Raw genomic sequence first — 25,512 nt, 5'->3', positions numbered from 1 at the left:
TTATTATTAACTATAAACAAAAAAGAATGTCAATTAATTTATTTGATTTAACAGGGAAAACAGCATTAATTACAGGTGGTGTTCACGGATTAGGAATGGCAATGGCTAAAGGACTTGGACACGCAGGTGCAAAAATTGTAGTAAACGACCATTCGTCGCAAGAAGCAGTAAACAATGCAATCGCCGAATACAAATCGGAAGGGATCGAGGCTTACGGATACTTATTTGATGTAACTGATGAAAATGCAGTAATCGAAGCAATTAACAAAATTGAGTCTGAAGTTGGTCCTATCGATATTTTAATAAACAATGCCGGGATTATCAAAAGAACGCCTATTATCGAAATGGAAGTTGCAGATTTTGAAGCTGTGGTAAAGGTTGATTTAACAGGTCCTTTTATTGTTTCTAAAAATGTTGCTAAAGGAATGATTACACGCGGAGGCGGAAAAATAATCAATATGTGCTCCATGATGAGTGAACTTGGCCGAGATTCTGTAAGCGCTTACGCATCTGCAAAAGGCGGACTAAAAATGCTTACTAAAAACATGGCTACGGAATGGGCTAAATTCAATATTCAAACAAACGGAATTGGCCCTGGTTATTTTGCAACAAGTCAAACGGCTCCAATTCGAGTAAATGGACATCCTTTTAATGAGTTTATCATGGGAAGAACTCCTGCTGGACGTTGGGGAGATCCAGACGATTTACAAGGTGCAGCAATCTTTTTAAGCTCAAAAGCAAGTGACTTTGTAAACGGTCATATTGTTTATGTAGACGGCGGTATTTTAGCAACAATTGGAAAACCATCTAACGAGAATTAGGTCGTAATTAATTTCAAAACATAGTCAAAATAACTGTCTGGATAGTTTTACGGCTTTAGAGAAAGGTGTTTCACTTGACCAAAAATACATAAACTACTATGCGAGAGAAATGTGTTTCTTTTTAGTTTTCCTTTCTAGAAATAAAACCTATGTTTCTATGTGTTTAAAATAATTTTAAGCCTCGAGCGAAACGGACAGATGAAGTAATTACATCGAACAGCTTTACTAATTCAATTAATATTCGGCAAAGCCTTTTGTTTACAGCATTAGGCTTTGCTTTTTTTACTGTTTCTGAGTATTTTACAGATAAATCTTAAAAAATTAAAAATTTCTTATTTAAAATACCGTTTTTTAAACGAAATTTGCGCTTTAATATTAAAAAATTAAAAACAAACCCCAAGTTTAATCAAAACCCTACTAATGAAAAAAACGTATTATTTTTTTCCAGTACTTGCTGTTCTGGCAAGTATCACTTTTGCATGCAGTGACAAGGAAGACGGCGAAAATTACAAGCCAAATTATCTGCCTAGCATTGACGCTGCAACATTACCAGCAGGAAATCGTGCCTTTACAATGTTTGAAGACGCCGAAAACTCTTCAAAAATGTACGATAATAAAGACCGTTGGTTTAGAGTAAATGAACCTTTGCAAATAATTCAAAAAGGCAAAGATTCTGTTCAGGTATCACTGTATTCACCAGTTGGATTAACTGATGTGAAAATATATGCTAAATTACCTAACTACGAAAAACGCTTTGTTCTTTACAAATTTTCAAAAGTGCCTGCTTTTCACAGATCTTTTCATCAAATTCCGTTAACTGCGGGAAAACATGATTACGAACTTGAAAACGGCAAAACAGTTACAATCGACAAAATCGAAGGATTTTCTTCGGGAGCAATCGAGTTTTCTGTAGAATCAACTGATCCTTTATTTCTGAAATTTAAAAAAATCAAGTCTACACACTTAGTGCAATTTAGCGCTTCGTATCATACTAACGAGCTTGGAAAGTTTTTACCGATGAATCCCGTTTTGGCAAAAGAAGCCATAACGATGATCATTAATTATTCTTATGCTTTAAGTCATCCTTTGTATTACAGCACTTTTACAAATTTCAACAAATACAAACAGGAACAGGCTGCTACAGCAGGAACCGCAATAAATGGCGCGCTTAATTGGCATGGTAATGCTGAAGATAAGGATGGAACTTACGACTATTTAACTAAAGAGGAAATAGAAAAAACGTACTGGAATTACCTTGACGGCAGAACGGTAAATATGGCAATGGTTGGCGGTGCAGCAGCTTTAGGCGGCGGCGCACTGGCTTCTCAATGGGAATCTGGTTATGTTACAGGACATTGGTTAGGCGAAATGTCGGTTTGGTCACACGAATACTCTCATCATATTGGCTGGGGACACAGCAGTAACTTAGCAAACAGCGGTGAAGGCGGCGGTCAACAGGAAATGCTTACTGATTTTTATAAATACTTGATTTACTTAAACGATCTGCCTTTTACAGATCCTGAAGTCCTAAAAGGATACAGCAAAACAAGTTACCTAACGGGTAAATACAAAAAACCAGAGTTTAAGATAAATCCTAAAAACCCATTTTTACTAAAATATAAAGGAGAAGGAAAATGGAACTAACCCGCAAAATCAACATGAATAAACTACCCTTTTTAATACTGCTGCTTTGTTTTATTACCAGCTGCAGCAAAGATTCTGATGGCCCTGAACCAACAAACTACGACTATTACTACCCTACAAACGAAGCTTCGATTACAGCTAAACAAATTGGCGACGGATCTGGAACGCTTGATCCTAAAGGAATCACGATTTCAAAAGAGAAACTATATGTTTGCAACGGCAATGTTTTAGAGGTTTTTAATGCCGTGACTTTAGCACATATTAAAACAATTGCAAACTACACAAAAGGCAGTACAACAATTCCGTTTGTAAATCTGACATCTGTTTCTATTGATAATGGAAGAATTTATGTGGGAAGTGTCGAATCGAGACTTTTTGTTCTTGACGAAAGTACTACTCTAGGAATTAACACGGTTGGAAACGGACAATGGTGGCAGACTTTTGTACACGTTTTTGGCGTTGTTGTAAAGGACGGATTGGTGTTTGTAAAGGAAAAAGAAAAATCTATTAAAGTTTTTGAAGCTTCACAAATTACTGAAACCAGCGACTGGAATTTAAAACCTTTTGCTAAACTAAACACTCTAAGCGGTTTCGATCAGGTATATTCTATGGATGTAACGGACGGAAATTTGGTAGTAGCAGGAAGAGATGCTAAAAGTTATTTGTATTATAATTTAGCTGGCATTCGCGCTAATGCTGCAGCTTCAATAACTACTCCATTAGAACCCGTAAAAGCTCCTTTTGAAGACGCAAAACCAATTTCGGTAGTATTTAGTAAAGATTGGGCGATAACATCAGAAAACGCAGGAAACACATCTTATTTACGTCTTTACCCAAAAGACGAGTTTAACAATAGAGAATACAAACCAAGAGTAAATGCTTCTGACATTATGGGACAAAATCCTTTTGGTACTATTGTAAGTGCGGTACAACTTAATGATCGCATCTTTCTATCTGATAACACAAATAAAACAATTCGAGTTGTTAAGCTTAATAAATCAACAATTGCTGAGCAAAAGTAAAATTTTCCTCTGCTCTTGTTGAATGTGTATTAAACACATAGATTTCTGTTGGTTTTCAAATTAAATCTATGTGTTTAATATTTTTTCGCGCTCCCGATAGCTCAATATTATTAAGTTCAAGGACTTGATGATGTAATTAATACTGATTTTTAATTGCTTCTCCGTTCACCTTTCAGGCTTGGGTAATGTTTAAATTTCAGATCTAATAAATATCGTAAAATCAACATTCATTCATTGAAATTAGACTATTAAAAAAATGCTCCAGCGGAGCGAAATATTTATAGAACAATTTATTTCTATGTACAAAAAACTCCAGCGGAGCGACATATTAAAAAAAAATACATGTTCCGCTCCTCTGGAGCTTGAAATCACGGAGCGCACAATTTCTATAAATATTTCGCTCCGCTGGAGCTTTCAAAACACATAGAAATTCTGCACACATTTAAACAATTACAATCAAAAACACCTCTAAAACTTTTGGCTTTAGAGGTGTTTTTATTTTATGACAAATTGCTTTTATCGCTCGTCTTTAATCAAATACATTATTGAAGCAGACAATAAACATATTATAGAAATGACTAAGAATAAAAATTTTGTATTTCCTGTTCTTTCAATAATATATCCAAGTAAAGGTTCTCCTAAAGCGGCAAAAAGATAACCACACATATTCATGGTTCCAATTGCAGTTCCTGTTCGCTCCCTTCCCATTATTTGCGGACACAAAGCCCAAAAATTGGCTTGAGGTCCGTAAACAAAGAAACCGCAGGCAATCAGAAGAAATCCTATCACAACTAGATTTTCATTATGCATAAAGAACAATAGAAACGAAAGTCCGCAGCAAACCAGCATTCCCATAAATATAGATTTGTAATTACTTTTAAAAAGCCTTGTTGACAGCTGTCCAAAACTAAAAGCGCCAAAAGCCATACCTAACGGAAGCAAAAAGGTAACCCAGATTAACGAAGGATCTTCTTTCCAATTATCACCTAAAAAATGTACAGGAACCCAAAATATTAATCCGTAGCGTGCCATACTTTCTAAACCAAATGACAGACAGACTAATCTAAACTTTTTATGTCCCAGAACTTCACTGTAACTCTTTTTTATTGCTGTAAAATCGAAACCTTTTGACTTTCTTTCTACGGGAACCGGCGATGCTTTTATAAAAACTAAAAATACGGTGGCTGATACAAACAGTAATAAAACCGGCAGTCTAAACAACATTCTCCAGTCTAAATGCAGCGAGGTAATATAAATTGAAATACCAAAAGTCACTGCCGATGAAAATCCAGCTGCCATGGTATACAAACCAAAGGCTTTGTTCTGCTCTTCGGTTTTAAACCAATTGGCAATTATTTTTCCTCCAGGAGCCCAAGCCATCGATTGAAAGTAGCCATTTAAGAACCATAAAACTAAAATGATATAAGGCGAATGGGTAAAACTAATTCCTAAGTTGCAGGCTATAGACAAGTAAGCGCCTATAGGTACTAGGTATTTTGGATTAAAGCGATCGGCGAGATTTCCGTTGATAAACTGTCCTAGCGAATATCCTATCAGCATAGCGAAACTTATCCAGCCAATAAAAGTATATGAAATTCCTAAATCTTCGCGCATTGCTTTTGTTGCCCAGCCAAAGTTATGTCTGCCTGTATAAAAAAACAGGTAACAAAACATGGTGATAAAAAGCATTTGGTATTTTTTTGAGATTTTACTCATCATTAAATTGTAATTAAAACCCTGTATGGTTTATGTTTAATTGCATATTGAAATGCTTCCAGGGTTTCTTGCAATGGAAATTCTTTTTCGATGAAAGTACCAAAAGGATAATCTGAAAAATGATTTTCAAAAAATGAAACGGCATTAATAAAATCCTCATAATTGTAATTATGCATCCCTTTAATGCTTAATAATTTGCGTATCATTACCTCAGCATTAACTTCAATACTTTCTGTTGGAGTTACGGCACCTATCCAAATGTGTTCTGCTCCTACTGCACTAAACTGTAAACCTGTTTTTATAGCTTCAATAGAACCGCTCATATCGATGACAACATCAAAACCTTTTTTATAAAATCCTGACGTTATCTGAGTAAGTTCTTCTATTGGATTTGAACTGTTATAAATATAATCGGCACCAAAAGATTTACTTTTCTCTAATCGCCTGTCATCAATATCAATTACTGTAACCGATGATGCTTTTTTCTGTTTTGCAATCGCTGCAGCAATTAAACCTAAAACTCCTGCACCAAGAATTAGTACATTTTTGCTTTCAATTTGACTAACTAATCGATAAGCTGCCATTGCTGTAGCTCCGGCGCAATTAATAATTGGTGCAAATTTTTCATCTATTGACGAAGGCACTTTCAAAATCCCTGTACCCTTTTTCAATACACAATGCGTTCCTAATCCGCCGTTAAACTTCTCGTTTTCGGTAAACTGAACATGTCCGTATTTAAATAAACCCGCAGATTTCTGGGGCATTTTATCTCTTACAAACTCATCTGTATCTGTTGCGGCAAAAATGGTCCAGGTAATAAGATCACCTTCTTTCAAGATATTTCCATTTAAATCATAAAAAGGCTCGCTTTGCGATAATTCCAGAATTTCTCCTACGATCTCATGTCCTAAAACAATTGGCGATGGTTCTTTTCGTCTTCCTGTAAAAGTATGCAGGTCGCTGCCGCACAAAGTCGTGTATTTGTTTTTTACTAAAATTTCGCCTGTCTGCAACGCTGGCAAAGCCGTATATTCGGGAAGAATACTGCCGTTTTTTTCATTAAACAGCATAACACATGAACTACACATTTTTCTTTAAGTTGTTTAAGTTATCAATTGTAAAATCAGGACCTTGCCTTTCGTCACCATCTCGCAGCAGTATATCAGAATTGAATTTATAACTGATGTTGATTTGCTTTTTACTCACTTTCAAAATAAAATAGCCGTGAGCTGCAATATCATTGTAAATCATATGCGGATTAAGCTTGTATAAGAGTTTGCTTTTTTTTGCTATTTGCTCGCTTGTTAGGCGGTCATCATTTTTAGAAGTTATCGACGGCGTTAAAAACTCCCACGCAATACGTTTGTTATTGGCTGAATCTGGCGCGTTTAATTCTAAAACATGACTTTGATGATGATCTCCTGTTAAAATAATCGGCGGGTTTTTCAAGCCCTCAAAAACTTCGATCAGCTGTTCTCTTTGGTAAGGATAACCTGTCCACCAATCCTCTTCTTTTACTGTTTCTATTTTTTTGTTTTTATAACCTGTAAACATGACCTGATTTACAAGAAAGTTCCATCTTGCCTCACTATTTTTCAATTCATCTGATAAATGATCAAACTGTTTCTTGGAAATCATTTTTCGCTGCGGATTAAATTTTTCTGGGTCGCTGCTTAATAACTGTTTATCTCTGCCGTCTAATCGTTCTTCTAAGAAAAAGAAATTAGCCTCCTTTCCTATTTTAATCGAACGAATCATTTCGCTTGTCGATTTAGCTCTCACAGGCATCCATTCAAAATAAGCTTGTACAGCAGCGGCGCTTCTGTCAGTCCAATTCCCTTCGTTGCTCTGGTGATTTTTTGCTCCGCCGAAATAGGCATTATTAGCCAGTTCGTGATCGTCCCAAATACAGATAAATGATTTTGCGCGATGTGCTTTTTGAAGCTCTTTATCTTTACGATAAAGAGCATATCTTTTTCTATAATCTGTTAATGAAATAAGCTCATGAAGCGGGTCGTTTAAACGATTGCTTTCTTCAAGAAAAGCTTTATTAGCATATTGTCCTGTTCCGTATTCATAGATATAATCGCCCAAATGAAATACATAATCAATGGCTTTATTATCTGCAATATGACGGAATGAGGTAAAATAGCCGTCTTCGTAATTGTTGCAGCTTACAACTGCTATTTGAAGCGGTTTTAAAAGCGAATCAGGCAATGTTTTACAAACTCCAATATCAGAAGTCGTTTCGTTATAAATAAACCTGTAAAAGTAAACCTGATTACTTCCTAGATTCGTTGCATCAATCTTAACCGTATAATCGCGGTCTTGTGATGTTGTTACGAAGCCTTTTTTTACTATGTTTTTAAAAGCATCATCATTAGCGATCTGCCATTCGACATTGCAAATCCCTGAAAATTCTGTAGTAATACGTGTCCATAGTATCACTGCATCGTTTGTAGGATCTCCAGAAGCCACTCCATGCATAAAATACGCATTGTTATTTTGGGCAAATAATGAAAATACTTTTACAGGAAACAACAGCGGAATCATTCCGAGCATTGACCTTTTTACAAAACCTCTTCTGTTCATCTTATCTTTATAAAAAACACAATAGTACTACTTGAATGTTACCTTTATGTTTAGAAATTATTAAAATCTATAGCTTGCTCCAATTTTACCGCGAATGCCGTAATACTCCACCTGTTCTGGTCTTGAAACTACACCATGATAATAACGTAACTCTTGATTGTTAAGGTTGTTAATATCTATGAAGAATGTAATATTCTTAGGCGTTGTATAAGAAAGGTTCATATCTAGATGAAAATCTTTGTCCTGATATCTGTCAGCTCCTTTGTTATCGCGGATTTCAACTAAAAATGCTTCACGATAATTTGCCGCCAATCGTGCTGCAAAACCTTTGTACTCGTAAATAAGCGATGCATTAAAGATGTTTGGCGATTGATTCATTAAACCTATTTTTTCGTCACCTCGATCTGATAATGTGGTTTCGGATTTTGTAAACGTGTAATTTGCTTTTAGACTAAAATTGCTTAAAAATCCAGGTAATTCTTTAAATTTCTTATTGAAACCTACTTCTATTCCGTACAAGAATGCATTGTCAGAATTTAAAGGTCTTGAAACTTTATACAAATCTTCGGCTCCACCAACAGTTCTTATTTCGTCAGTTGTCGATGTATAAATTAAATCTTTAAGATCTTTATAGAAAACACTTCCGGTTACGTAATCGTTTTTGTTTAAATAATAAGAACCTACTACATCATAATTCCATGAAAATGTTGGTTTTAAATCGATGTTTCCTTCTACAACCGTATGATTATCGGGATTTACTCTATTACTCGGGCTCAACTCATTAAAAGCCGGACGGGCAAAAGTTCTGGTAACTGCCGCTCTTAAATCCAATTTCTTTGATGGTTTGTAAATCAGATGTGCCATTGGTAAAAATGCACCGTAATTTTTACTTCCGTATATTGGTGTAACTACTTTGGTTTTATCGTTAAACTCGTAACTTTTTGCATCTACAGCTGTGTTTTCGTATCGAATTCCACCCACAAAACGAAAATCATCGTTAATATTCCATTCTGCAGATCCGTAACCTGCCCAAACTTTTTCGGTCGCATCATAATTACCTGTTGCATAACTTGAATTGGTTACATCCTGATAGTTATACTTTAAGTTCTTAGCAATCGCAGGATTTCCCATTGGGTCAATAAAAGAGCTTTCTGTTGGATAATTGAATTTTAAATTATCATAATTATTATTCAATTCAGGAAACCAATTATTACTTGGAAATGCTTCTCTTTCCCATTGATTCAAATAAGCTTTTGGTGCTTTTGTATCGTAAATCCAGGTAATGTAACGGTAGTCGTATGTACTGGTTTTATTTCTAAATTTTCCTCCAAACTTAATTTTTAAATTTTCTTTTGCAGTATAATTAAAATCAGCGGCAGCTACTTGATCTTTCTCTTCGACATTACGAATTGAAGTTACATATCTGTCTAAATAATATTTTTCTGGATCATATGGAGCCGAAAAGTGCGGCTGAATATTATTGGATGGATCACCCACATAACCCGCTGGTCCGTCGCCTTGCAAAAACTTATAATTTGTACCGTCGACTTTTACCAAATTGTCATATTTTACAGTTTGTATCCAGTTTCCGTAATAATAACCTCTGTCATTTTTTGTTGCTGATGACGGACCATTATAACCTGCCCATGAAGTATAAGCAGCAACTTTGGCGTTCATTTTTAATTTGTCCGATAGTTTACTTTCGTATCCAAATTCACCTCCATAGTTTTTAAACAAATAATCTACGGTACTCCAACGCAATACAGCATTACTTGTCGTTTTATTAAAGTAGTGCATTGTTTTTCTATTTTGTTCTTCGTCTAGAAATTGACTGTAGTAACCACGGGCATAAATTTTGTTTCGGCTGTTAAAACGAAAATCTGTTGCGACATTAAATCCAGTATTGGTTCTCACTCCCTGATAATTTCTAACATCCAGCGTATTTACATTGTGTAATGCATTACCATAAACAACCTCATAATCATCTGTAGAATAAGTACGTCGATTGTAATTGGTCATAGCTAGAAAGCCGAATTTCTTCTTAAAAAATCGGTTACCGTATAATACTGTGCTATTATACCCCACTTTATCATCCGCACGAAGATTAACAGGAATAGCAACTGTCGCACGAAAAGTTTCTTTTTTTGGAGAAAACTTCGGAATATAATTAATTGTTCCCCCAATAGCATCTCCTTCATATTCTGGCGTAATTGCTTTTACAACCTGAATATATTCCAGAAATTCTGTTGGCAATAAATCCATTGGCACGGTACGATTACCAAGCAAATCTCCTGAGGTTTTTGCAGATGGCATTCTGTCTCCGTTAATAGTTGCCGAACTCCATTGCGACGGCGTTCCTCTTACGGTTACGTATCTTCCTTCTCCTTGATCTCTGTCTATACTTACACCTGGAATTCTTTGTACGGCCTCAGCTGCACTAATATCTGGCATTTTACCCATTGCATCTGCACTTACAACATCCATAATCGCATTTGAACTTTGGCGCATATCCATCGCTTTTCTTTCTCCGCTGCTATAATACTCTAAAACTACTTCATCCAGTTTTTCCTCCTTACCAGTAAGAACAATAGTTCCTAAATCAATATTCTTTGTTGAAACGTTTACTGCAATTTTTTTTGAAGTATGGTTTTCACTTGAAATTTCTAAATGATATTGCCCTGCTTTAAGTTTAAAAGAGAAATTACCATTTTGGTCTGTGTCTACAGTTCTAGATTGCTCTATAACTAAAATCGAAGCCGGATGTAAGGGACCGGATTCACTGCTGATTTTACCTTTAACTTCTTGTGCATACGAAGTTGTTAAGAATAATGCAGCTGCAATGTACAGTAAAGCCTTCATGTGTTTAATAAATTAAAGTTTGTTTTTTAATTCTGATAAATCGTCAATAATATAATGGTGATAATGATGCTCTAATTCCTCGCGGCTGTATGCTCCAGTGGTTACGCCGACTACTAATCCGCATTTTGCATTTTCACCTTGTTGTAAATCTGACATTGTATCACCAACTTTTCCAACTAATGAAGCGTCTGCGATATTAAAATGCTCCATAGCTCTAAAAATCATATCTGGATAAGGACGTCCGTGCTCAACCTCATCAGAAGTAATACTGAAATCGAAATCAACACCTTGTTTCCAGTTTAGTTTTGCGAAAATCGCATCGGCAATGGGACGAGAAAATCCTGTATCGAAAGCTACTTTTATACCAATGTTTCTTAAATACTGAATCGTTTCATGAGCATTTGAAGTTGCTTTTACATCATTGCTCTGCTCATAAAAAGCAATCATTTTTGCTACAAAAACTTGATGGATTTTATTTATTAACTCAGGTCTTTTTTCTTCTAATAAAATCGAAATCGCTACTGGTTTTTCGTACCCCATTACTACATTAATCTGATCAAGAGAAAAATCATAACCAAATTCTTTTAAAACGGTTTGCAATGTTAAGCCAACTTTATTTTCATCATGGACTGTCGTGCCAGCCATATCAAATACAATTAATTCCATACTTTTGTTTATTTTTACAGTGCAATATTACTATACAAATGTTTACTATATGTAAACAAATCGTAAAGTAATGTTTATTATTAATTAACTTTTGTATACAAATACTAAACATGGAAGGAGCCATTTTACTTGAAATCAGCAAGAGAATAAAACAATACCGAATCGAAAAAGGATTTACTGTACAGGAACTTGCAGATTTAAGTGACGTAAGCAAAGGCATGATTTCTCAAATTGAAAACGGAAGAAGCATTCCTTCATTAACAGTTTTACTTAGTGTCGTTTCTGCCCTGCAGATTAACTTGAGTGAGTTCTTTAAGGATATGACTCAGGAAGACGAAATGGTGCTTATAAAAAGAAAAGACGAATATGACCTGTTTCAAAAGGAAGGATCAAACGGTTTTTCGTATGAGCGTTTTTTAACCCGTACCATAAAAAATTCTACTATTGATATTGTTTTCTTAACTCTTGAACCTAATAGTTACAGAGATCAGGTAAGTACAGATGCTTTTGAATATAAATACATTATATCGGGCGAAGTTGATTATTTGATAGCAAATGAAACCTACACTTTAAAAGAGGGCGATTCGCTGTTTTTTGATGGAAGATTGAAACACGTACCGATCAACAAAAGCAAAAAGCCTGTAAAGATGCTAATCGTATATTTTTTCGATAATTAAAAAACTGCTTTTTTTTAGCTAACAATAAAAAAATCCCAACTATCAATAAGATGACACTTGGGATTTTCTTTTTTCTAAATCTTAAACTATTACTTCAAAGAAGCCATATCAATTACAAAACGATATCTTACATCGCTTTTCAGCATTCTTTCGTAAGCTTCGTTGATTTCCTGCATTTTAATAATTTCAATTTCCGAAACAATGTTGTGTTTTCCGCAAAAATCTAACATCTCTTGTGTTTCGGCAATTCCGCCAATTACAGAACCTGCAACAGATTTTCTGCCTAAAATCATTGGCACTGTATTTAAAATAGGCTCTAAACCTCCTAAATACCCCACTAGAACTAAAGTTCCACTGATACTTAATGTAGCAACATAAGGATTTACATCATGTACATAAGGAACAGTATCAATAATTAAATCAAATTTTCCGCTTACTGCATTCATCTGATTATTATCTGTTGAAATTACTACCGCATCTGCACCCAGTTCTAAAGCGTCTTTTTCTTTATCTGGCGTTCTTGAGAACAAGGTAACTTCGGCACCAAGACCTTTTGCCAGTTTAATAGCCATATGTCCAAGTCCGCCCAAACCAACTACTGCTACTTTGCTTCCTTTGCCAACATTCCAGTGTTTTAATGGTGACCAAGTTGTAATTCCTGCACAAAGCAATGGTGCAACAGCGGCTAAGTTTAAGTTTGAAGGCACTTTTAAAACAAAATGTTCATCGACAACTACTTTTTGAGAATAACCACCATAAGTATGTCCGCCTAAATGAACATCTCGTCCATTGTAAGTTCCTGTAAAACCATTTAAGCAGTACTGCTCAAGGTCATTTTTACAACTATCACAAGTATGACATGAATCGACCAAACACCCTACTCCTGCTAAATCGCCAACTTTAAGTTTTGTTACTTCACTTCCCACCTTAGTTACTCTTCCCACAATTTCATGACCGGGAACAGCTGGATATTGTGTTCCTCCCCAATCGTTTCTTGCAGTATGTAAATCTGAATGGCAGACACCACAATACAAAATTTCTATTTCGATGTCTTTTGCCAAAACTTCTCTGCGCGCGATTGTCATTTCTTCTAATGATGCATCGGCTGCAATGGTTCCAAATGCTTTTGCGTTAATTGTGTTCATACTTTATATATTAAATTATAGTGTAAAATTAAAAACCCTCTCTCTTTAAAAATAACAGAAAAGAAACATTTACTTATGAAATTCAAACAATTCTAAACCTTATAAAGGTAACTAATTGGATTGTTTTTTCATAACCAAAAAACAACTTAACAACTAACAATCAACACCTTAAAAACAAAAACCGCAGCAATCATCGATTTTATACTGATAATTATATAATTGCAAAGTTCAATAATGTAAGCATTCCTGCTATTATCGATTTAACTTTGAAAAGAGCATTTTTTGAACTATAAACCGAAGATTATGGATTTATATATTCTCATACAACTGGTTTTAATTTCGGGAGCTGCGACATCAGCAATGACGTGGTTCAGCTATTTTATGTCTAAAAATTACAGGAAATTATACAAAGAACCCGTACTTCTAAGCTCGGTATTGGTCCAAATGAACATTGATATTACAAACGAGTGTAAAAATAATTTGGGCTGGTTTCTTCATTTTGTAATCGGCTTTCTATTTGTAGCAGTTTATCATATCATTTGGGCAGAAGATATTTTGGCAGTTTCACCACTTAGTGCTCTTATACTTGGAGTTATTAGTGGTATTATTGGCATAATCAGCTGGGTGTTTATTTTTAAAATCACTCATTATCGTCCCCCCCTTGGTTTTAGAGATTACTATATTCAGCTGTTTTTTGCCCATATCATTTTTACTATGGTAGCAACTGCTCTTTACTTTCTTACGTTAATTTTACTTATTGTTACGAAAGCTTATTTCACTATATAAAGACACTCATAAACTGACTAAAAGACATTTAAGGATATTTTTAAAATAAAAATGGCGCTTAAATGCGCCATTATACCTTATTAAAACAAAATCTTTACTTTTTATCAATTTTATAAAGTCTGCCTTGATCCGTCACTGCATACAAAGCACCGTCACTGCCTTGCGTAATATCTCTAAAACGCTGATTTTCGCTGGCAAGAAGTCTTTCTTCTCCAGCAACTTTATTGTCTTTAATAACAAGGCGAACGATATGCATACCGCTTAAACAGCCAATAAACAGATTGTTTTCCCATTCTGGTATAAGATTTCCTGCATAAAAAGTAATTCCGCTTGGCGATACAACAGGATCCCAATAATAAACAGGCTGCTCCATTCCTTCTTTTTGCTGAATCGCCGCACCAATGGGTTCACCGCTATACTCAATTCCATATGTAATTATCGGCCAGCCATAATTTAATCCAGCCTGAAGACGATTAATTTCATCACCTCCTCGCGGTCCGTGTTCGCTCAACCAAATTTCTTTTGTAATTGGATGCACAGCCAATCCTTGCGGATTTCTATGTCCGTAAGTAAACAATTCAGGCAATGCTCCTGCTCCCGCAAAAGTTGGATTTCCCGCTGCAGCTTTCCCTTCTTTGGTTATTCTAATCACTTTTCCTAAACTAGCTGTTAAAGATTGCGCTAAAGGTCTGGTTTCTAAAACGGAGCGTTCTCCTGTACTCACAATAAGATTTCTTGTTTGATCAAAAAGAATTCGTCCTCCATAATGCAAATTACTTGCGTTTGCTGGACTTGAACGATAAATTACAGTCGCATTTTCGATCGTTTTTTCATCATTAGATAATTTTCCCTTTGCCACCGAAGATATATTTCCGCCCGAAACTGCTTCAGAGAAAACCCAATAAATCATTCGGTTTGAAGCAAAATCAGGATCCAAACACAACCCTAATAAACCGCCTTGTCCTGAAGCATTTACTGCTGGAAGACCAGTAATAGGAGCACTTACAACTCCTGCGGGAGTAACAATACGCATTGTTCCTGTTTTTTGAGTAACCAAAAGACGTCCGTCCGGCAGACTTTTTACTCCCCACGGATTTGTTAATTCTGATGTAAGAACAACAGCCTGAAACGCAGTATTGGTAGTCACGCCATTTACTCGGGTTTGTCCTGCAAATGCAGGTTTATAATTAGAATTTGGTTTTTCTTTTTCTACAGGATCCGTTTTTGTTCCTCCATCATTCTTTGCTTTATCATTACTTGAACAGCTAAACGTCAAAAAAGCAGTTGAAAGAACAAAAATGTATTTAAATTTTTTCATAGCAGTTATTAGTTAATTTGGGTTAATACAAACAAATATCTAAAATTAAGAATATTAAATCTTATATGATTTACATTTTAACTTATAGAATTTCACCAATTTACAAAAAAAAAGTCCAATCGAGTTGAATTGGACTTTTGAATTATTTTAAAGAAAAACTTAGAGTTTTATTGCAATTTTCCCAATCGTTTTTCCTGATTCTAAAAGCTGGTGCGCTTTTTTTAGATTATCTGCTGTAAGACCTATTAATGTTTCATTTAAAGTGGTTTTCAAAACACCTTCATCTAACAAATCTGCTATTTTATTCAAAATGTTATGCTGTTCGATCATGTCTTCTGTTTGAAACATCGAACGTGTATACATTAATTCCCAAGAAAAGGATACGCTTTTATTTTTCAATTTATTCAACGCCACAGGGTCACTGCTACCCGTAATTGAAGCAATATGTCCTTGCGGTTTTATCAATTCAACCATTAAATCCCAATACAAGTTCGTGTCAACAAAATCTAGAATAAAATCTACATTTTCAAAACCAGCTTCTCTAACAGATGCAGTTAAGTTTTTATGATCAACTACAAAATCAGCTCCTTGTTTTTTGCACCAATCTATCGTTTCTGGACGCGAAGCTGTTGCAATTACAGTTAAACGAGCGATTTTTTTAGCAAGCTGAATTGCAATCGAACCCACTCCTCCGGCACCTCCAATTATTAAAATTGATTTTCCCTTATCCTTTTCCGGATTTATTCGGATTCTATCAAATAAAATTTCCCACGCTGTTAAACCTGTCAACGGTATAACAGCAGCTTCTTCGATACTTAACGATTTTGGTTTTCTTCCGGTAATTCGTTCATCAATAATTTGATATTCGGCATTGCTTCCTTGTTTTGTGATATCACCCGCATAATAAACTTCGTCTCCTTTTTTAAACAGCGTAACATTTTCGCCGACTGCTTCTACAATTCCAACAGCATCCCAGCCAATAATCTTCGGGTTTTCTAAAACGGTATCTTTGGCACTGCTCTGACGAACTTTAAAATCTACCGGATTTACTGAAATGGCATCTATTTTTACTAATAAATCATGAGCGGCAGGAACTGGTTTTGACGTTTCAAATTCGATAAAACTGTCTTTTTCCGCTATAGCTAATGATGTTTTAAATCCTATTGCTTTCATTTTTATACTTTTTTATTTCGTTATTTCTGTTTTTAGTACCTACCTCAACTAGTTTACTTTAACAAAGATACAAGGAGATTAAATTTTAAATATGGTATATTTTAATCCTATAATGGTACAAATTCAGCATTGTAAATATAAAATCATCATACGCTCTGAATATTATAATTGTAAATTTGTAAAAAGTAAAATACTCTATTATGGTTATCAGAAAAGCTGTTATCTCCGACTCTAAATACATTGCTCCAATTTTGTTACTTGCAATGGAAGACATTATTTATAAATTTATCTGCAAAAACGATTATAACAGCGCACTTGAATTTCTACAGCATTTTGTCGAAACAGAAAACAATCAGTATTCCTATCAAAATTGCTATGTAGCCGAAGCTGACAATGAAATTATTGGTGCTGTTAATCTTTATGATGGTGCCGATTTGCAAAAATTGCGAAATCCGATAATCGAATATGTGCGAAACAATTATAATCCCGATTTTAATCCCGAAGATGAAACACAGGCTGGAGAGTATTATATTGACTCTTTAGGTATAAATCCTAAACATCAGGGAAAAGGAATTGGTTCTGCAATTCTGCAATTTTTAATTGATAAATACGTTCATAAAAATAAAGAGACTTTAGGTTTACTTGTAGAGGAAGATAATCCAAATGCCAAAAAATTATATTTAAAGCTTGGTTTTAAACCCGTTGGACATAAAACTTTGGTGAAAAAGAATTTGGAACATCTTCAAATTAACTAAAATAAAAATAAATGAGAAACATATCGACAGCAGATGCAGGATTAGTATTAAGAATAGTTTTAGGAATTACAATGCTTTCGGCAGTAGCAGATCGATTTGGACTTTGGGGCGCACCAGGATCTAACGCAGTTGCGTGGGGAAACTGGGAAAATTTTGTTATCTATACACAGTCTCTTAACACGTGGGCAAGTAAATCGACCGCAGAAATATTAGGCGCAGCAGCGACATTTTTTGAAATTCTGCTTGCCGTATTATTACTCAGTGGCTTTAAAACTAGAATTGCAGCTTTTGGCACCGCCGTTTTAATGCTTCTTTTTGCGCTCGCAATGGCTGGTTCTGTTTCAATAAAAGCACCATTTGATTATTCTGTTTTTACCAGTGCAGCTGCGGCTTTACTGCTTTCAACAATTGCTAAGACCACTTTTGCGGTTGATAATAGGATTTGATCTGTTTAATGAAGAATACTTTGTAAAAAACACAAACTTGCATTTTTCAAGTTACTACTTCAATTTAAAAACTTTAAACCAAACTTTGTTTCTTCCATAACTCAAAATACTTTTCTTTTTTGTCTAATAAATCATGATGATTTCCTGATTCAATAATTTTTCCATTTTCCATAACTAGTATTTCATCTGCGTTAGCAATGGTACTTAAACGATGAGCTATAATAATAATTGTTTTTCCTTGCTTCTTAAAATTTTCTATAGTTTGTTTAACTATCATTTCAGAACTCGTGTCCAATGCTGAAGTAGCCTCATCCATTAACAATATCTCAGGATTTTTATACAGCGCTCTGGCAATAGCAATTCGTTGTTTTTGCCCGCCTGACAGCATTGTTCCATTTTCTCCAATTTGAGTTTCGAAGCCATTTGGTAATTTCTCAACAAATTCTGTAATTCCTAATTGTTTCGATAAATCTAATATTCTTTGAATGTTTGGAAATGAATCACCTAATGCTATGTTTTCTATAATATTCCCAGAGAATAAATTTAATTGCTGCGGAATAACTCCAATCAAGTTTCTCAAACTTTTATAATGTATAAATTGAGTATCATAATCCCCAATATAAATTTTTCCTTCTTTAATTGGATATAAATTTTGAAGTAATGAAATTAATGTAGTTTTTCCGCTTCCACTTTCCCCTACAATTGCTGTTGTTTCATTTTTTTTAAATAGAGCATTAAATTCTTTAAAAACCTCCATTCTAGAACCATACCTAAAACTAACATTCTCAAACTTTATATTTCCTATATTTTCTCTTTGCATTTCAACTTTATTCTCTGTTTTTTCACGCTCCAAGTCCATAATTTCAAAAAGCCTGTCAGCCGCAATAAGAGCATTCTGAGCAGTTTTATTCATCCCAATTAAGGATGCGACTGGAGAAGTAAAATAACTGATTAAAGCATAAAACGAGAACAATTCTCCAGGCGTAATAGCCCGATCAATAACATAACCAGCCCCTACCCACATTAAAATAATGGTAAATAACGAAGCTAGAAATTGTGTCGAAATCCCTGAGAAAATACTATTTAACCCAGATTTATAAGTATTAAATAATAGTTTTACAAATTTGTTTTCCGTTTTTAGATTTGAAAATTCTTCAATTCCAAATTCTTTAACAGTTCTAACATGGGTCACACTTTCAACTAACTGCGTTTGCAATTCAGCAGCATTCTCCATAATATTTCGTTCTACTTTTTTATTGAACTTATTTAGAATAAAGTAAATAAAACCATAAAAAGGTATAACTGCCAAAATTATTAATGCTAATTTCCAATAGTATGTAAACATTAAAGTAAATGAAAAAATCACAATAAAAATGTTTACAATCATATCAATTGCAACCTCATTTATAAACGATCTAATTTTTACAGCATCATTTATTCGCGACGTAATTTCACCTATCTGCATCGTATCAAAAAAACGCTGCGGTAAATGTAATAGATGTTTATAATATCCTAGAATTAATTTCGCATCAATCAACTGCCCTGTTTTCATTACAAAAATACTTTTTTGAGAACCAATAAATCCCTGTAATAAAATGATGCCGATCATAGAAACGCTCAATAAATTAAGCAGTTTTCTATTACCTTCTACTAAGACATAATCCGTAATTTTTTGAATATAAATTGACATTGCCAATCCCAAAACCGTAAAAATTATCGCCCCAAATAAAGCCTGAATTAAAATGTTTTTATGTGGCTGAATCAAATACCAAAAACGAGTTACGGGTGAAGTTTTTTCATTGTATGATTTAAAATTATCATTTGGGGCAAAAAGTATTAAAACACCAGTCCAAACTTTCTGAAACTCTTCAAAAGTGTATATTTCCATTGTGCCAAGACCGGGATCCATCACTGTAATTTTAGATTGCTTTTCAGTTTTAGATTTTTCAATTTTATAAATTACCAAATAATGCTGTAATTGTTGCTGTACTACTACATGTGCAATTGCAGGCAGCGGAATCTTATCGAGTGAATCTAGACCTCCTTTCACTCCTTTTGCAGTAAAGCACATTTTTTCTGCAGCCTCGATAATACCCAGCACATTTGTACCGCATTTATCTGTATGTGCATATTGACGAATTCGTGCTATTGGGAGATTAACTTTGTAATGATTTCCAATAGATGCCAAACAAGCAGCGCCACAATCTTTAATATCATGTTGTTTAATTTTTATAGATGCCATTTTTTAGTATTAATTCTAGATTGATAATTGTTTAGGATTTAGCCAATCATCTATTTTATCGAATAGTAAATCAAACAAACTTCTTCTGGTTATACTGTATCTTGCAGTAAGAGTCATTCCTTTTGAAACCTTAGTGGTATATCCTGATGTGAGTTTCATTTGGGTAGAGTTTAATGAGCTGCGTACTTTAAAAAAAGACTGATTGTCTTCCACAGAAATGTTATGATCAATATCAATAACTTTCCCTTCAAGTAATCCCCATTGATTATAATTGAATGCATCGATCTGAAATTTAACACTTTGACTTTTATGAATTAACCCAATATCATTGGGAGAAATCATGTTTTCAACTATTAAATGATCGACTGCAGAAATATTTAATATTGTTTGACCTGCATTTAAAAATGACCCTGATTGTACACCTGAAAAATTTTCAATTGTTCCCGAAATAGGTGCAGTAATGACATAATTATTCTCTTCAGCTTTAATTTTTTCAATGCTTCCACTTAGATTTTTTATGCGATCTTCCAAATCTCTTTTTTGGTTCTCCCAAACTGATTTTTGCTCACTTACATAACTTTTCAATGCTTCACCAGCTGAACGAAATTCATATTCGTATTTTTCGTATTCGACTTTTGCAATTATATTTTTATCATACAAACCTTTATAGCGGTTAAAACTAGTTTGTGCTTGCAAAACCTTGCTATGAAGTTCATTCTTGCGCGCTTGAAATTTTGAGAAATCTTCTCTGGCCGTTGAAGTTTTTAACACAGTTATTTTACCAGACAATATAGAATTTACGTCTTGCAAAAGCTCTGAAACAGAATTTGATACCACGTTTTGAGTTTTTTTCTCTGTTTCAAGATTCTGCATAGCAATTTTTAGCAAGGTATCTCCTTTTTGTACTACAGCATTATTTCTAATATTAAGCAGAATAACTCGACCGCTCACTATTACACTCACTGGGACATTATCTGTCGTACTTCTTATAATCCCACGGCTTTGACTGGTAATATCAACCTTTATAATTGGCAACAATATTATGAAACCTATAACTATGATCATCACAATTAAATAAATCGAAAAACTTTTTGTTTTGTTTTTCGAAGTAAGATTTTCAATTGTATTTATGGGATCTAAACTGAAATTCATATTTTTGATAGTTACTTATTTTTCTTAAAAAAAACACTACAATAGTATTTTACGCTATTGCAGTGTTTAATACACTATAATAACATTCATTATTAATCACTTTTCCATGTACAGAGTTTTGATTTAGCAATAGAGTGCTATTATCTTAGAAATTAATATTGGTTTTGATGCAGATAATGAAGTTTTAATAAATATTTATTAAGGTTAAAATAAATTATATAAGAATAACCATACACAAATACTCTAGCAATAAATTAAAATAAAATAATCATCTCTTTATGGTAAAACGGCAAATGATCTACCAAAAACAAATCCAATATAAAACAGTACAAAAGCTGCAATTAAAATATAAGCTATAAACTTATTTGTCTGCTTTTTCGCATAGTCTTCAATTATTAATAATATAGCTTTCATAGTTTTAAAATAATTATTAATTTATTAGACAAGAGTCGGTAAAAACTCTTGCCTAATTTAAAATTGTTTACTTTTTTTAGTGCTTACGAGCATATTCTCTGCCTAATTCCCATCCAAAATAGAATGCGGCACCCGCTAGACCAATAACTTCAGCAATAATACCTCCATCTAACTCTATACTTTCTTCTTTAGAAAGCTCTACTAAATTTAATTTTTCTAAATTCATAATTATATTTTTTTATTGTGATTTATTAAGCAACATATTTTTCATACAAATATCCAGCTATAAAGCCGTAAATTGGAAAAAGCAACAATCCGCCGCCCTCAACTTCTTGTACTTCCTGAGCATTAAGCTCTACTACTTTTAAATTTTCTAAATTCATAACTTTTTGTTTTTAATAGTTAAACATTTTGTGATAATTGTTCTTTGATAATTATTCCTATTCGTTTTTAAATGAATTAAAAAATCATCTGCACGATCACCTTCCAGCATATAACAAATCATTACTGTAAGGTGTGTTAGAACATATTACCCGATAATTTTCATACAAAAGAAAGCTCAAATTAATAACAAGGTTTCAAAAACAGAAACTATTAAACTAAAGCAATGGTAACTGCTTTGAAACCAAGTAAAATTAAACTCACTTATGAAATTTATTTGTAATATCCAGCGTCACCATAGCCTGTGGTATCACTCAAAGAGTCTGAAAAATCTAAAAAAGCGTTCCAAATCATTCTTGACCCCACTCCTAGATCTTTAAAAAAACCACCTCCATCGATATTTTCTAATTGGAAATCATTTAATTCTTCTAGATTTAATTTATCAGTATTCATATTTTTTTTTTTTTAATAGTTAAATAATAGTGCGAATGTTAAAATAATCAAATTGTATAACGAATGAATAATTAAAGAATTGATAAAGCAAGTTTGTAACCTAACTTTTGTTAAAATAATACACAATACAAATTGTGGTATAAATAGTAGCACTATTGCAAACGGATTCAAAAGATCTAATTCTACTTTATCATAATTATCGAAGTGTACAGTAACAAAACTCATAACTGAAAAGCAAATAAGTAAAATTTCAATTAATCTAGGTGAGAAATTCTTTTTAAACTGATTAACTAAAACTAATATGATAAACACTGTACAGCTAACTTGAGTATAAATGTACCTTGACGATAAAAGAAAAATAAGACAGATGATAATACTAGCAACAAAATACATATTCCTTCTTAACGACAATCTAAATGCTATCTCTTCTAATAGTGGAGATAAAAAAACAGCTCCAAAACAGCTCCAATTTAAATTATTAAAAAAACTTTCTTCTAATTTATTATTTATCGACTCTTCTAAATCAAGCAAAAGTTTAATACCTTCAATAAAAAGAACAATAACAATACAAAGTAGTACATACTTAAGAATGTAAATAATATTTTTCTTTTGAAACGCTGTTAAAAAGTAATTCATTCTTTTCTTTTATTTAATTTATTTTACCAACTCCCACTTGACACTTGATTACGAGGGACAGAATTCCAGCCTTCTTTAAAATCTGATATAGCGTCATAAATTGAAGCTGCTTCTAGTAAAACCTGAAAGGCTCTAAAAATATTACCTCCTTCAACTTCGTGTACTTCTTGAGCATTAAGCTCTACTAATTTTAAATTTTCTAAGTTCATAACTTTTCATTTTAAATAGTTAAATATTTTATGATAATCCTTTTATCATAGTGCTCAGTTTTTTGGGTTACTTAACAGCTGAATCAATCCCACATAATTAGCTAATTACATTATAGAAAAGAAATATTTTTCTTCTAGTGACGTCTTACTGTAAAAAATGTCTCACTTTTCTTGAACCAAAACTAGACAAACATCATATTGCTCGCAAATACTGCCTATCGAAATTCAGGAAAACCGGTACTTAATTCAGGAATACCACAAAAAAAAATAATCTAACCAATTAAAAACCAAGAACTTAATACCAAACCAAAAACAACATATTTATTAATACAATTCTACATATATACTCTATTTTTGTAAGAAATAATAGTATATGATTCGCATTAAATTTCTAAACCTCCTCTTTCTAATTTTGTTTCCTGTTTTCTTATTAGGCCAGGATACAAAAAAAGACCTTACAAAAATTTCATATCTGCAATTAAAGAATTTGTTTTGGGAAAATGATAAAAATGCTCCCAAACAATTCCCATACGCCAACGCGTATTTAATCAAAGCAAAAAAGGAAAATAATCCAGTTGAAAAAGCAAGAGGGTCTTTTTTGATTTCGTTGATATCTGAAAATACCAAAGCTTTACAATATTTAGATAGCGCAATTATTTATACAAAAAATTTAAATGATCCGAAATTTCCAGCTTATGCTTATTCAGGAAAAGGATTTGTATACAAGAAACAGTTCAAATATAAAGAGGCCATTGATAATTTTTTAATAGCTGAGAATATTGCTAAAAAGAATAATATGGATTTGTATTATGATACAAAATTTTCTATTGCTGCATTAAGGTCAGAAGAATTGGGAGAAGTAAAAGAAGCATTAAACTTATATAAAGAATGTTTAACATATTATAATGATAAAAAAGTCAGGAGTCCAGATTATTCGTACTCATATCAGCTCCTCCTTTTCGGTCTGGCTGATGCTTATAAAGCATTAAAAATTACTGATTCTTCAACTTATTATAATAAATTAGGTTATTTTGAATCTAAAGCCACAAAAAGCAATCATACTAATGCACTCTTTATTCTGAATGAAGGTGCTAATAAAATTTTTAAAGGAAATTTTAGAGAAGCTTTAGACAGTATAAACAAAGCATTACCTGAAATAACATTTTATAAAGACAAAGGAAATATATTAGCGGCATATTATTATACTGCTAAAGCATATGAAGGCCTTAATAATAAAAATGAAGCTGTTAAAAATTTTATTAAAGTAGACTCTATATATAATATTAATAAAAGAATTACTCCTGAGTTTATAAGTGGTTATCCTTATTTAATCTCATATTATAAAAGAAATGGAGACAAACTTAATCAGTTAAAATACTTATCAAAGTATATGCAAATTGATAGTGTGCTCCAAAATAACTATAAGGAGTTAACAAAAAAATTGCAAAGGGAGTATGATACTCCTTATTTAATTCAGGAAAAAGAGAATTTGATTCAATCTCTTAAAAAAGAGAATGTCATATCATATTGGGGTATCGTATTTTTAATTTTAATAACTATAATAACTACTGGTTTTGGTTTTTATCAATTTAAATTAAAAAAGAACTATCATAAGCGTTTTGAAAAAATAATGCAAAGTTTAGATAAAAACAATCAAACTAACAATCAGCAAAAAGAGCAAAATTTCGAAATAAATAAATCGAAAACAAGTACAATAGGTATAAATGAAGAATTGATAAATCAAATCCTAAAAAAACTAGCCGAGTTTGAAAAAACTAAAGGTTTTTTAGACGCCACGACTACAATTCAGTCTTTATCTGAAACATTTGAAACTAACAATAAATATGTTTCAAAAATTGTTAATGTATATAAAGAAAAAACTTTTACCCAATATATTAACGATCTAAGGATTGAATATGCTTTAAACTCTTTAAAAGAAAAAAGTAAATTAAGAAAGTATACAATCCAAGCGCTTGCCCTGGAATTTGGTTTTAATAATGCTGAGTCTTTTTCAACCGCTTTTTACAAAAAAACAGGAATTAAACCAACATACTTTATAAAACAACTAGAAGTTCCAAAAAACACAACAAACTAAAAAACAACACCTTATAAATCTAAATTTATCGAAATTCATGAATTACGATAAATTCGAGAAGTAATAAATTTTAATTATAATAATCCCCCTATATATTTGCTAAAATTTTAATACAACTAATTATGAAAACAAGGAAGACTAAAAAAGAAGTCAATAAGTTTGATTTAGAAAAGTTCAATATAGCAAAATTAAAAAACTTACGATCTATCAATGGTGGAGGTACTACATCTAATAATAATGATGATGATGATAAAACCGTAACAGACGTACTTAACGGAGGTAACGACAGGAAAGTTTAATCTTTGCAAAA

The 25,512-nt window shown here is 33.0% G+C and carries 24 protein-coding genes; 9 read left to right on the top strand and 15 right to left on the bottom strand.

All coding sequences use genetic code 11. The annotated features are described in order from the left end of the window. The first annotated feature begins 26 nt into the window (after window positions 1-26). From ACHRV0_RS17450 to ACHRV0_RS17440, 3 genes are all read left to right on the top strand, one after another. Window positions 27-821: a gluconate 5-dehydrogenase gene (locus tag ACHRV0_RS17450; protein ID WP_089055523.1), complete on the top strand. Its 795-nt coding sequence runs from the start codon at window positions 27-29 to the stop codon at window positions 819-821. 420 nt (window positions 822-1,241) lie between these two features. Next, complete coding sequence (locus ACHRV0_RS17445) at window positions 1,242-2,465, top strand: hypothetical protein (RefSeq protein ID WP_395441798.1); 1,224 nt, start codon at window positions 1,242-1,244, stop codon at window positions 2,463-2,465. After that, the gene (locus tag ACHRV0_RS17440; RefSeq protein WP_395441797.1) at window positions 2,456-3,487 is read left to right on the top strand and encodes a hypothetical protein; all 1,032 of its coding nucleotides are present in this window, start codon (window positions 2,456-2,458) and stop codon (window positions 3,485-3,487) included. Before ACHRV0_RS17445 ends, ACHRV0_RS17440 begins: the two co-directional genes overlap by 10 nt. A 516-nt stretch (window positions 3,488-4,003) precedes the next feature. Here the strand turns inward: ACHRV0_RS17440 and ACHRV0_RS17435 are convergent. From ACHRV0_RS17435 to ACHRV0_RS17415, 5 genes are read right to left on the bottom strand one after another with little or no spacing between them, the layout of a single operon-like run. Next, the gene (locus ACHRV0_RS17435) at window positions 4,004-5,176 is read right to left on the bottom strand and encodes an MFS transporter (protein WP_395441796.1); all 1,173 of its coding nucleotides are present in this window, start codon (window positions 5,174-5,176) and stop codon (window positions 4,004-4,006) included. Window positions 5,177-5,205: 29 nt separating this feature from the next. Further along, window positions 5,206-6,291 (bottom strand): zinc-binding dehydrogenase, encoded by a 1,086-nt coding sequence (locus ACHRV0_RS17430; RefSeq protein ID WP_395441795.1) that lies wholly within the window; start codon window positions 6,289-6,291, stop codon window positions 5,206-5,208. Beyond that, window positions 6,284-7,795: an alkaline phosphatase D family protein gene (locus ACHRV0_RS17425; protein WP_395441794.1), complete on the bottom strand. Its 1,512-nt coding sequence runs from the start codon at window positions 7,793-7,795 to the stop codon at window positions 6,284-6,286. The genes ACHRV0_RS17430 and ACHRV0_RS17425 overlap by 8 nt, the downstream gene beginning before the upstream one ends. 60 nt (window positions 7,796-7,855) lie before the next feature. Beyond that, window positions 7,856-10,654, bottom strand: a complete 2,799-nt coding sequence (locus ACHRV0_RS17420; protein WP_395441793.1) for a TonB-dependent receptor — start codon at window positions 10,652-10,654, stop codon at window positions 7,856-7,858. Between the two features lie 12 nt (window positions 10,655-10,666). Then, window positions 10,667-11,320 carry an HAD hydrolase-like protein gene (locus ACHRV0_RS17415; RefSeq protein WP_395441792.1) on the bottom strand — a complete coding sequence of 218 codons (654 nt, stop codon included), beginning with the start codon at window positions 11,318-11,320 and terminating at the stop codon, window positions 10,667-10,669. A 110-nt stretch (window positions 11,321-11,430) separates the two neighbouring features. Between ACHRV0_RS17415 and ACHRV0_RS17410 the strand changes: the two genes are divergently transcribed. Next, entirely contained in the window at window positions 11,431-11,997 is a 567-nt protein-coding gene (locus tag ACHRV0_RS17410) for a helix-turn-helix domain-containing protein (RefSeq protein ID WP_089055530.1), read from the top strand. A gap of 89 nt (window positions 11,998-12,086) precedes the next feature. Here the strand turns inward: ACHRV0_RS17410 and ACHRV0_RS17405 are convergent, their stop codons facing one another. After that, window positions 12,087-13,142, bottom strand: a complete 1,056-nt coding sequence (locus ACHRV0_RS17405) for an NAD(P)-dependent alcohol dehydrogenase (RefSeq protein WP_370433141.1) — start codon at window positions 13,140-13,142, stop codon at window positions 12,087-12,089. Window positions 13,143-13,424: 282 nt separating this feature from the next. On the opposite strand from ACHRV0_RS17405, the gene ACHRV0_RS17400 reads away from it, so the two are divergent. Continuing rightward, a complete protein-coding gene (locus ACHRV0_RS17400; RefSeq protein ID WP_395441791.1) occupies window positions 13,425-13,928 on the top strand; it encodes a hypothetical protein in 504 nt (167 codons plus the stop codon). A 94-nt stretch (window positions 13,929-14,022) separates the two neighbouring features. On the opposite strand, the gene ACHRV0_RS17395 is transcribed toward ACHRV0_RS17400, so the two are convergent. Continuing rightward, window positions 14,023-15,246 (bottom strand): PQQ-dependent sugar dehydrogenase, encoded by a 1,224-nt coding sequence (locus ACHRV0_RS17395; protein ID WP_395441790.1) that lies wholly within the window; start codon window positions 15,244-15,246, stop codon window positions 14,023-14,025. 159 nt (window positions 15,247-15,405) lie between these two features. Next, window positions 15,406-16,419 (bottom strand): zinc-binding alcohol dehydrogenase family protein, encoded by a 1,014-nt coding sequence (locus ACHRV0_RS17390; protein WP_395441788.1) that lies wholly within the window; start codon window positions 16,417-16,419, stop codon window positions 15,406-15,408. Between the two features lie 200 nt (window positions 16,420-16,619). Here ACHRV0_RS17390 and ACHRV0_RS17385 point away from each other — a divergent pair, with 200 nt between their 5' ends. Together ACHRV0_RS17385 and ACHRV0_RS17380 are read left to right on the top strand one after the other, a co-directional pair. Beyond that, window positions 16,620-17,174, top strand: coding sequence for a GNAT family N-acetyltransferase (locus tag ACHRV0_RS17385; protein WP_395441787.1), 555 nt, complete (start codon window positions 16,620-16,622; stop codon window positions 17,172-17,174). Between the two features lie 11 nt (window positions 17,175-17,185). Beyond that, window positions 17,186-17,620 carry a DoxX family membrane protein gene (locus tag ACHRV0_RS17380; RefSeq protein ID WP_089056719.1) on the top strand — a complete coding sequence of 145 codons (435 nt, stop codon included), beginning with the start codon at window positions 17,186-17,188 and terminating at the stop codon, window positions 17,618-17,620. A 73-nt stretch (window positions 17,621-17,693) separates the two neighbouring features. Here the strand turns inward: ACHRV0_RS17380 and ACHRV0_RS17375 are convergent, their stop codons facing one another. From ACHRV0_RS17375 to ACHRV0_RS17345, 7 genes are all read right to left on the bottom strand, one after another. Further along, entirely contained in the window at window positions 17,694-19,862 is a 2,169-nt protein-coding gene (locus tag ACHRV0_RS17375; RefSeq protein ID WP_395441786.1) for a peptidase domain-containing ABC transporter, read from the bottom strand. A gap of 15 nt (window positions 19,863-19,877) precedes the next feature. Continuing rightward, window positions 19,878-21,014, bottom strand: a complete 1,137-nt coding sequence (locus ACHRV0_RS17370) for an HlyD family secretion protein (protein ID WP_395441785.1) — start codon at window positions 21,012-21,014, stop codon at window positions 19,878-19,880. Window positions 21,015-21,290: 276 nt separating this feature from the next. After that, window positions 21,291-21,428 carry a hypothetical protein gene (locus tag ACHRV0_RS17365; protein ID WP_395441783.1) on the bottom strand — a complete coding sequence of 46 codons (138 nt, stop codon included), beginning with the start codon at window positions 21,426-21,428 and terminating at the stop codon, window positions 21,291-21,293. 76 nt (window positions 21,429-21,504) lie between these two features. Continuing rightward, window positions 21,505-21,654, bottom strand: coding sequence for a bacteriocin (locus tag ACHRV0_RS17360; RefSeq protein WP_395441782.1), 150 nt, complete (start codon window positions 21,652-21,654; stop codon window positions 21,505-21,507). A gap of 25 nt (window positions 21,655-21,679) precedes the next feature. Continuing rightward, window positions 21,680-21,811, bottom strand: coding sequence for a hypothetical protein (locus ACHRV0_RS17355; RefSeq protein WP_395441781.1), 132 nt, complete (start codon window positions 21,809-21,811; stop codon window positions 21,680-21,682). 271 nt (window positions 21,812-22,082) lie between these two features. Further along, window positions 22,083-22,262, bottom strand: a complete 180-nt coding sequence (locus ACHRV0_RS17350) for a hypothetical protein (RefSeq protein ID WP_395441780.1) — start codon at window positions 22,260-22,262, stop codon at window positions 22,083-22,085. A gap of 659 nt (window positions 22,263-22,921) precedes the next feature. Next, a complete protein-coding gene (locus tag ACHRV0_RS17345) occupies window positions 22,922-23,107 on the bottom strand; it encodes a hypothetical protein (RefSeq protein WP_395441779.1) in 186 nt (61 codons plus the stop codon). A 373-nt stretch (window positions 23,108-23,480) separates the two neighbouring features. Here ACHRV0_RS17345 and ACHRV0_RS17340 point away from each other — a divergent pair, with 373 nt between their 5' ends. Together ACHRV0_RS17340 and ACHRV0_RS17335 are read left to right on the top strand one after the other, a co-directional pair. Further along, the gene (locus tag ACHRV0_RS17340) at window positions 23,481-25,202 is read left to right on the top strand and encodes a helix-turn-helix domain-containing protein (RefSeq protein WP_395441778.1); all 1,722 of its coding nucleotides are present in this window, start codon (window positions 23,481-23,483) and stop codon (window positions 25,200-25,202) included. Window positions 25,203-25,324: 122 nt separating this feature from the next. Next, entirely contained in the window at window positions 25,325-25,501 is a 177-nt protein-coding gene (locus tag ACHRV0_RS17335; RefSeq protein ID WP_395441777.1) for a hypothetical protein, read from the top strand. Window positions 25,502-25,512 lie beyond the last annotated feature (11 nt).

The sequence above is a fragment of the Flavobacterium sp. FlaQc-30 genome (assembly GCF_044005885.1).
GTDB lineage: Bacteria > Bacteroidota > Bacteroidia > Flavobacteriales > Flavobacteriaceae > Flavobacterium.
The sequence above is the reverse complement of the archived record's forward strand: the minus strand, read 5'-3'. Positions and strand labels throughout refer to the sequence as shown.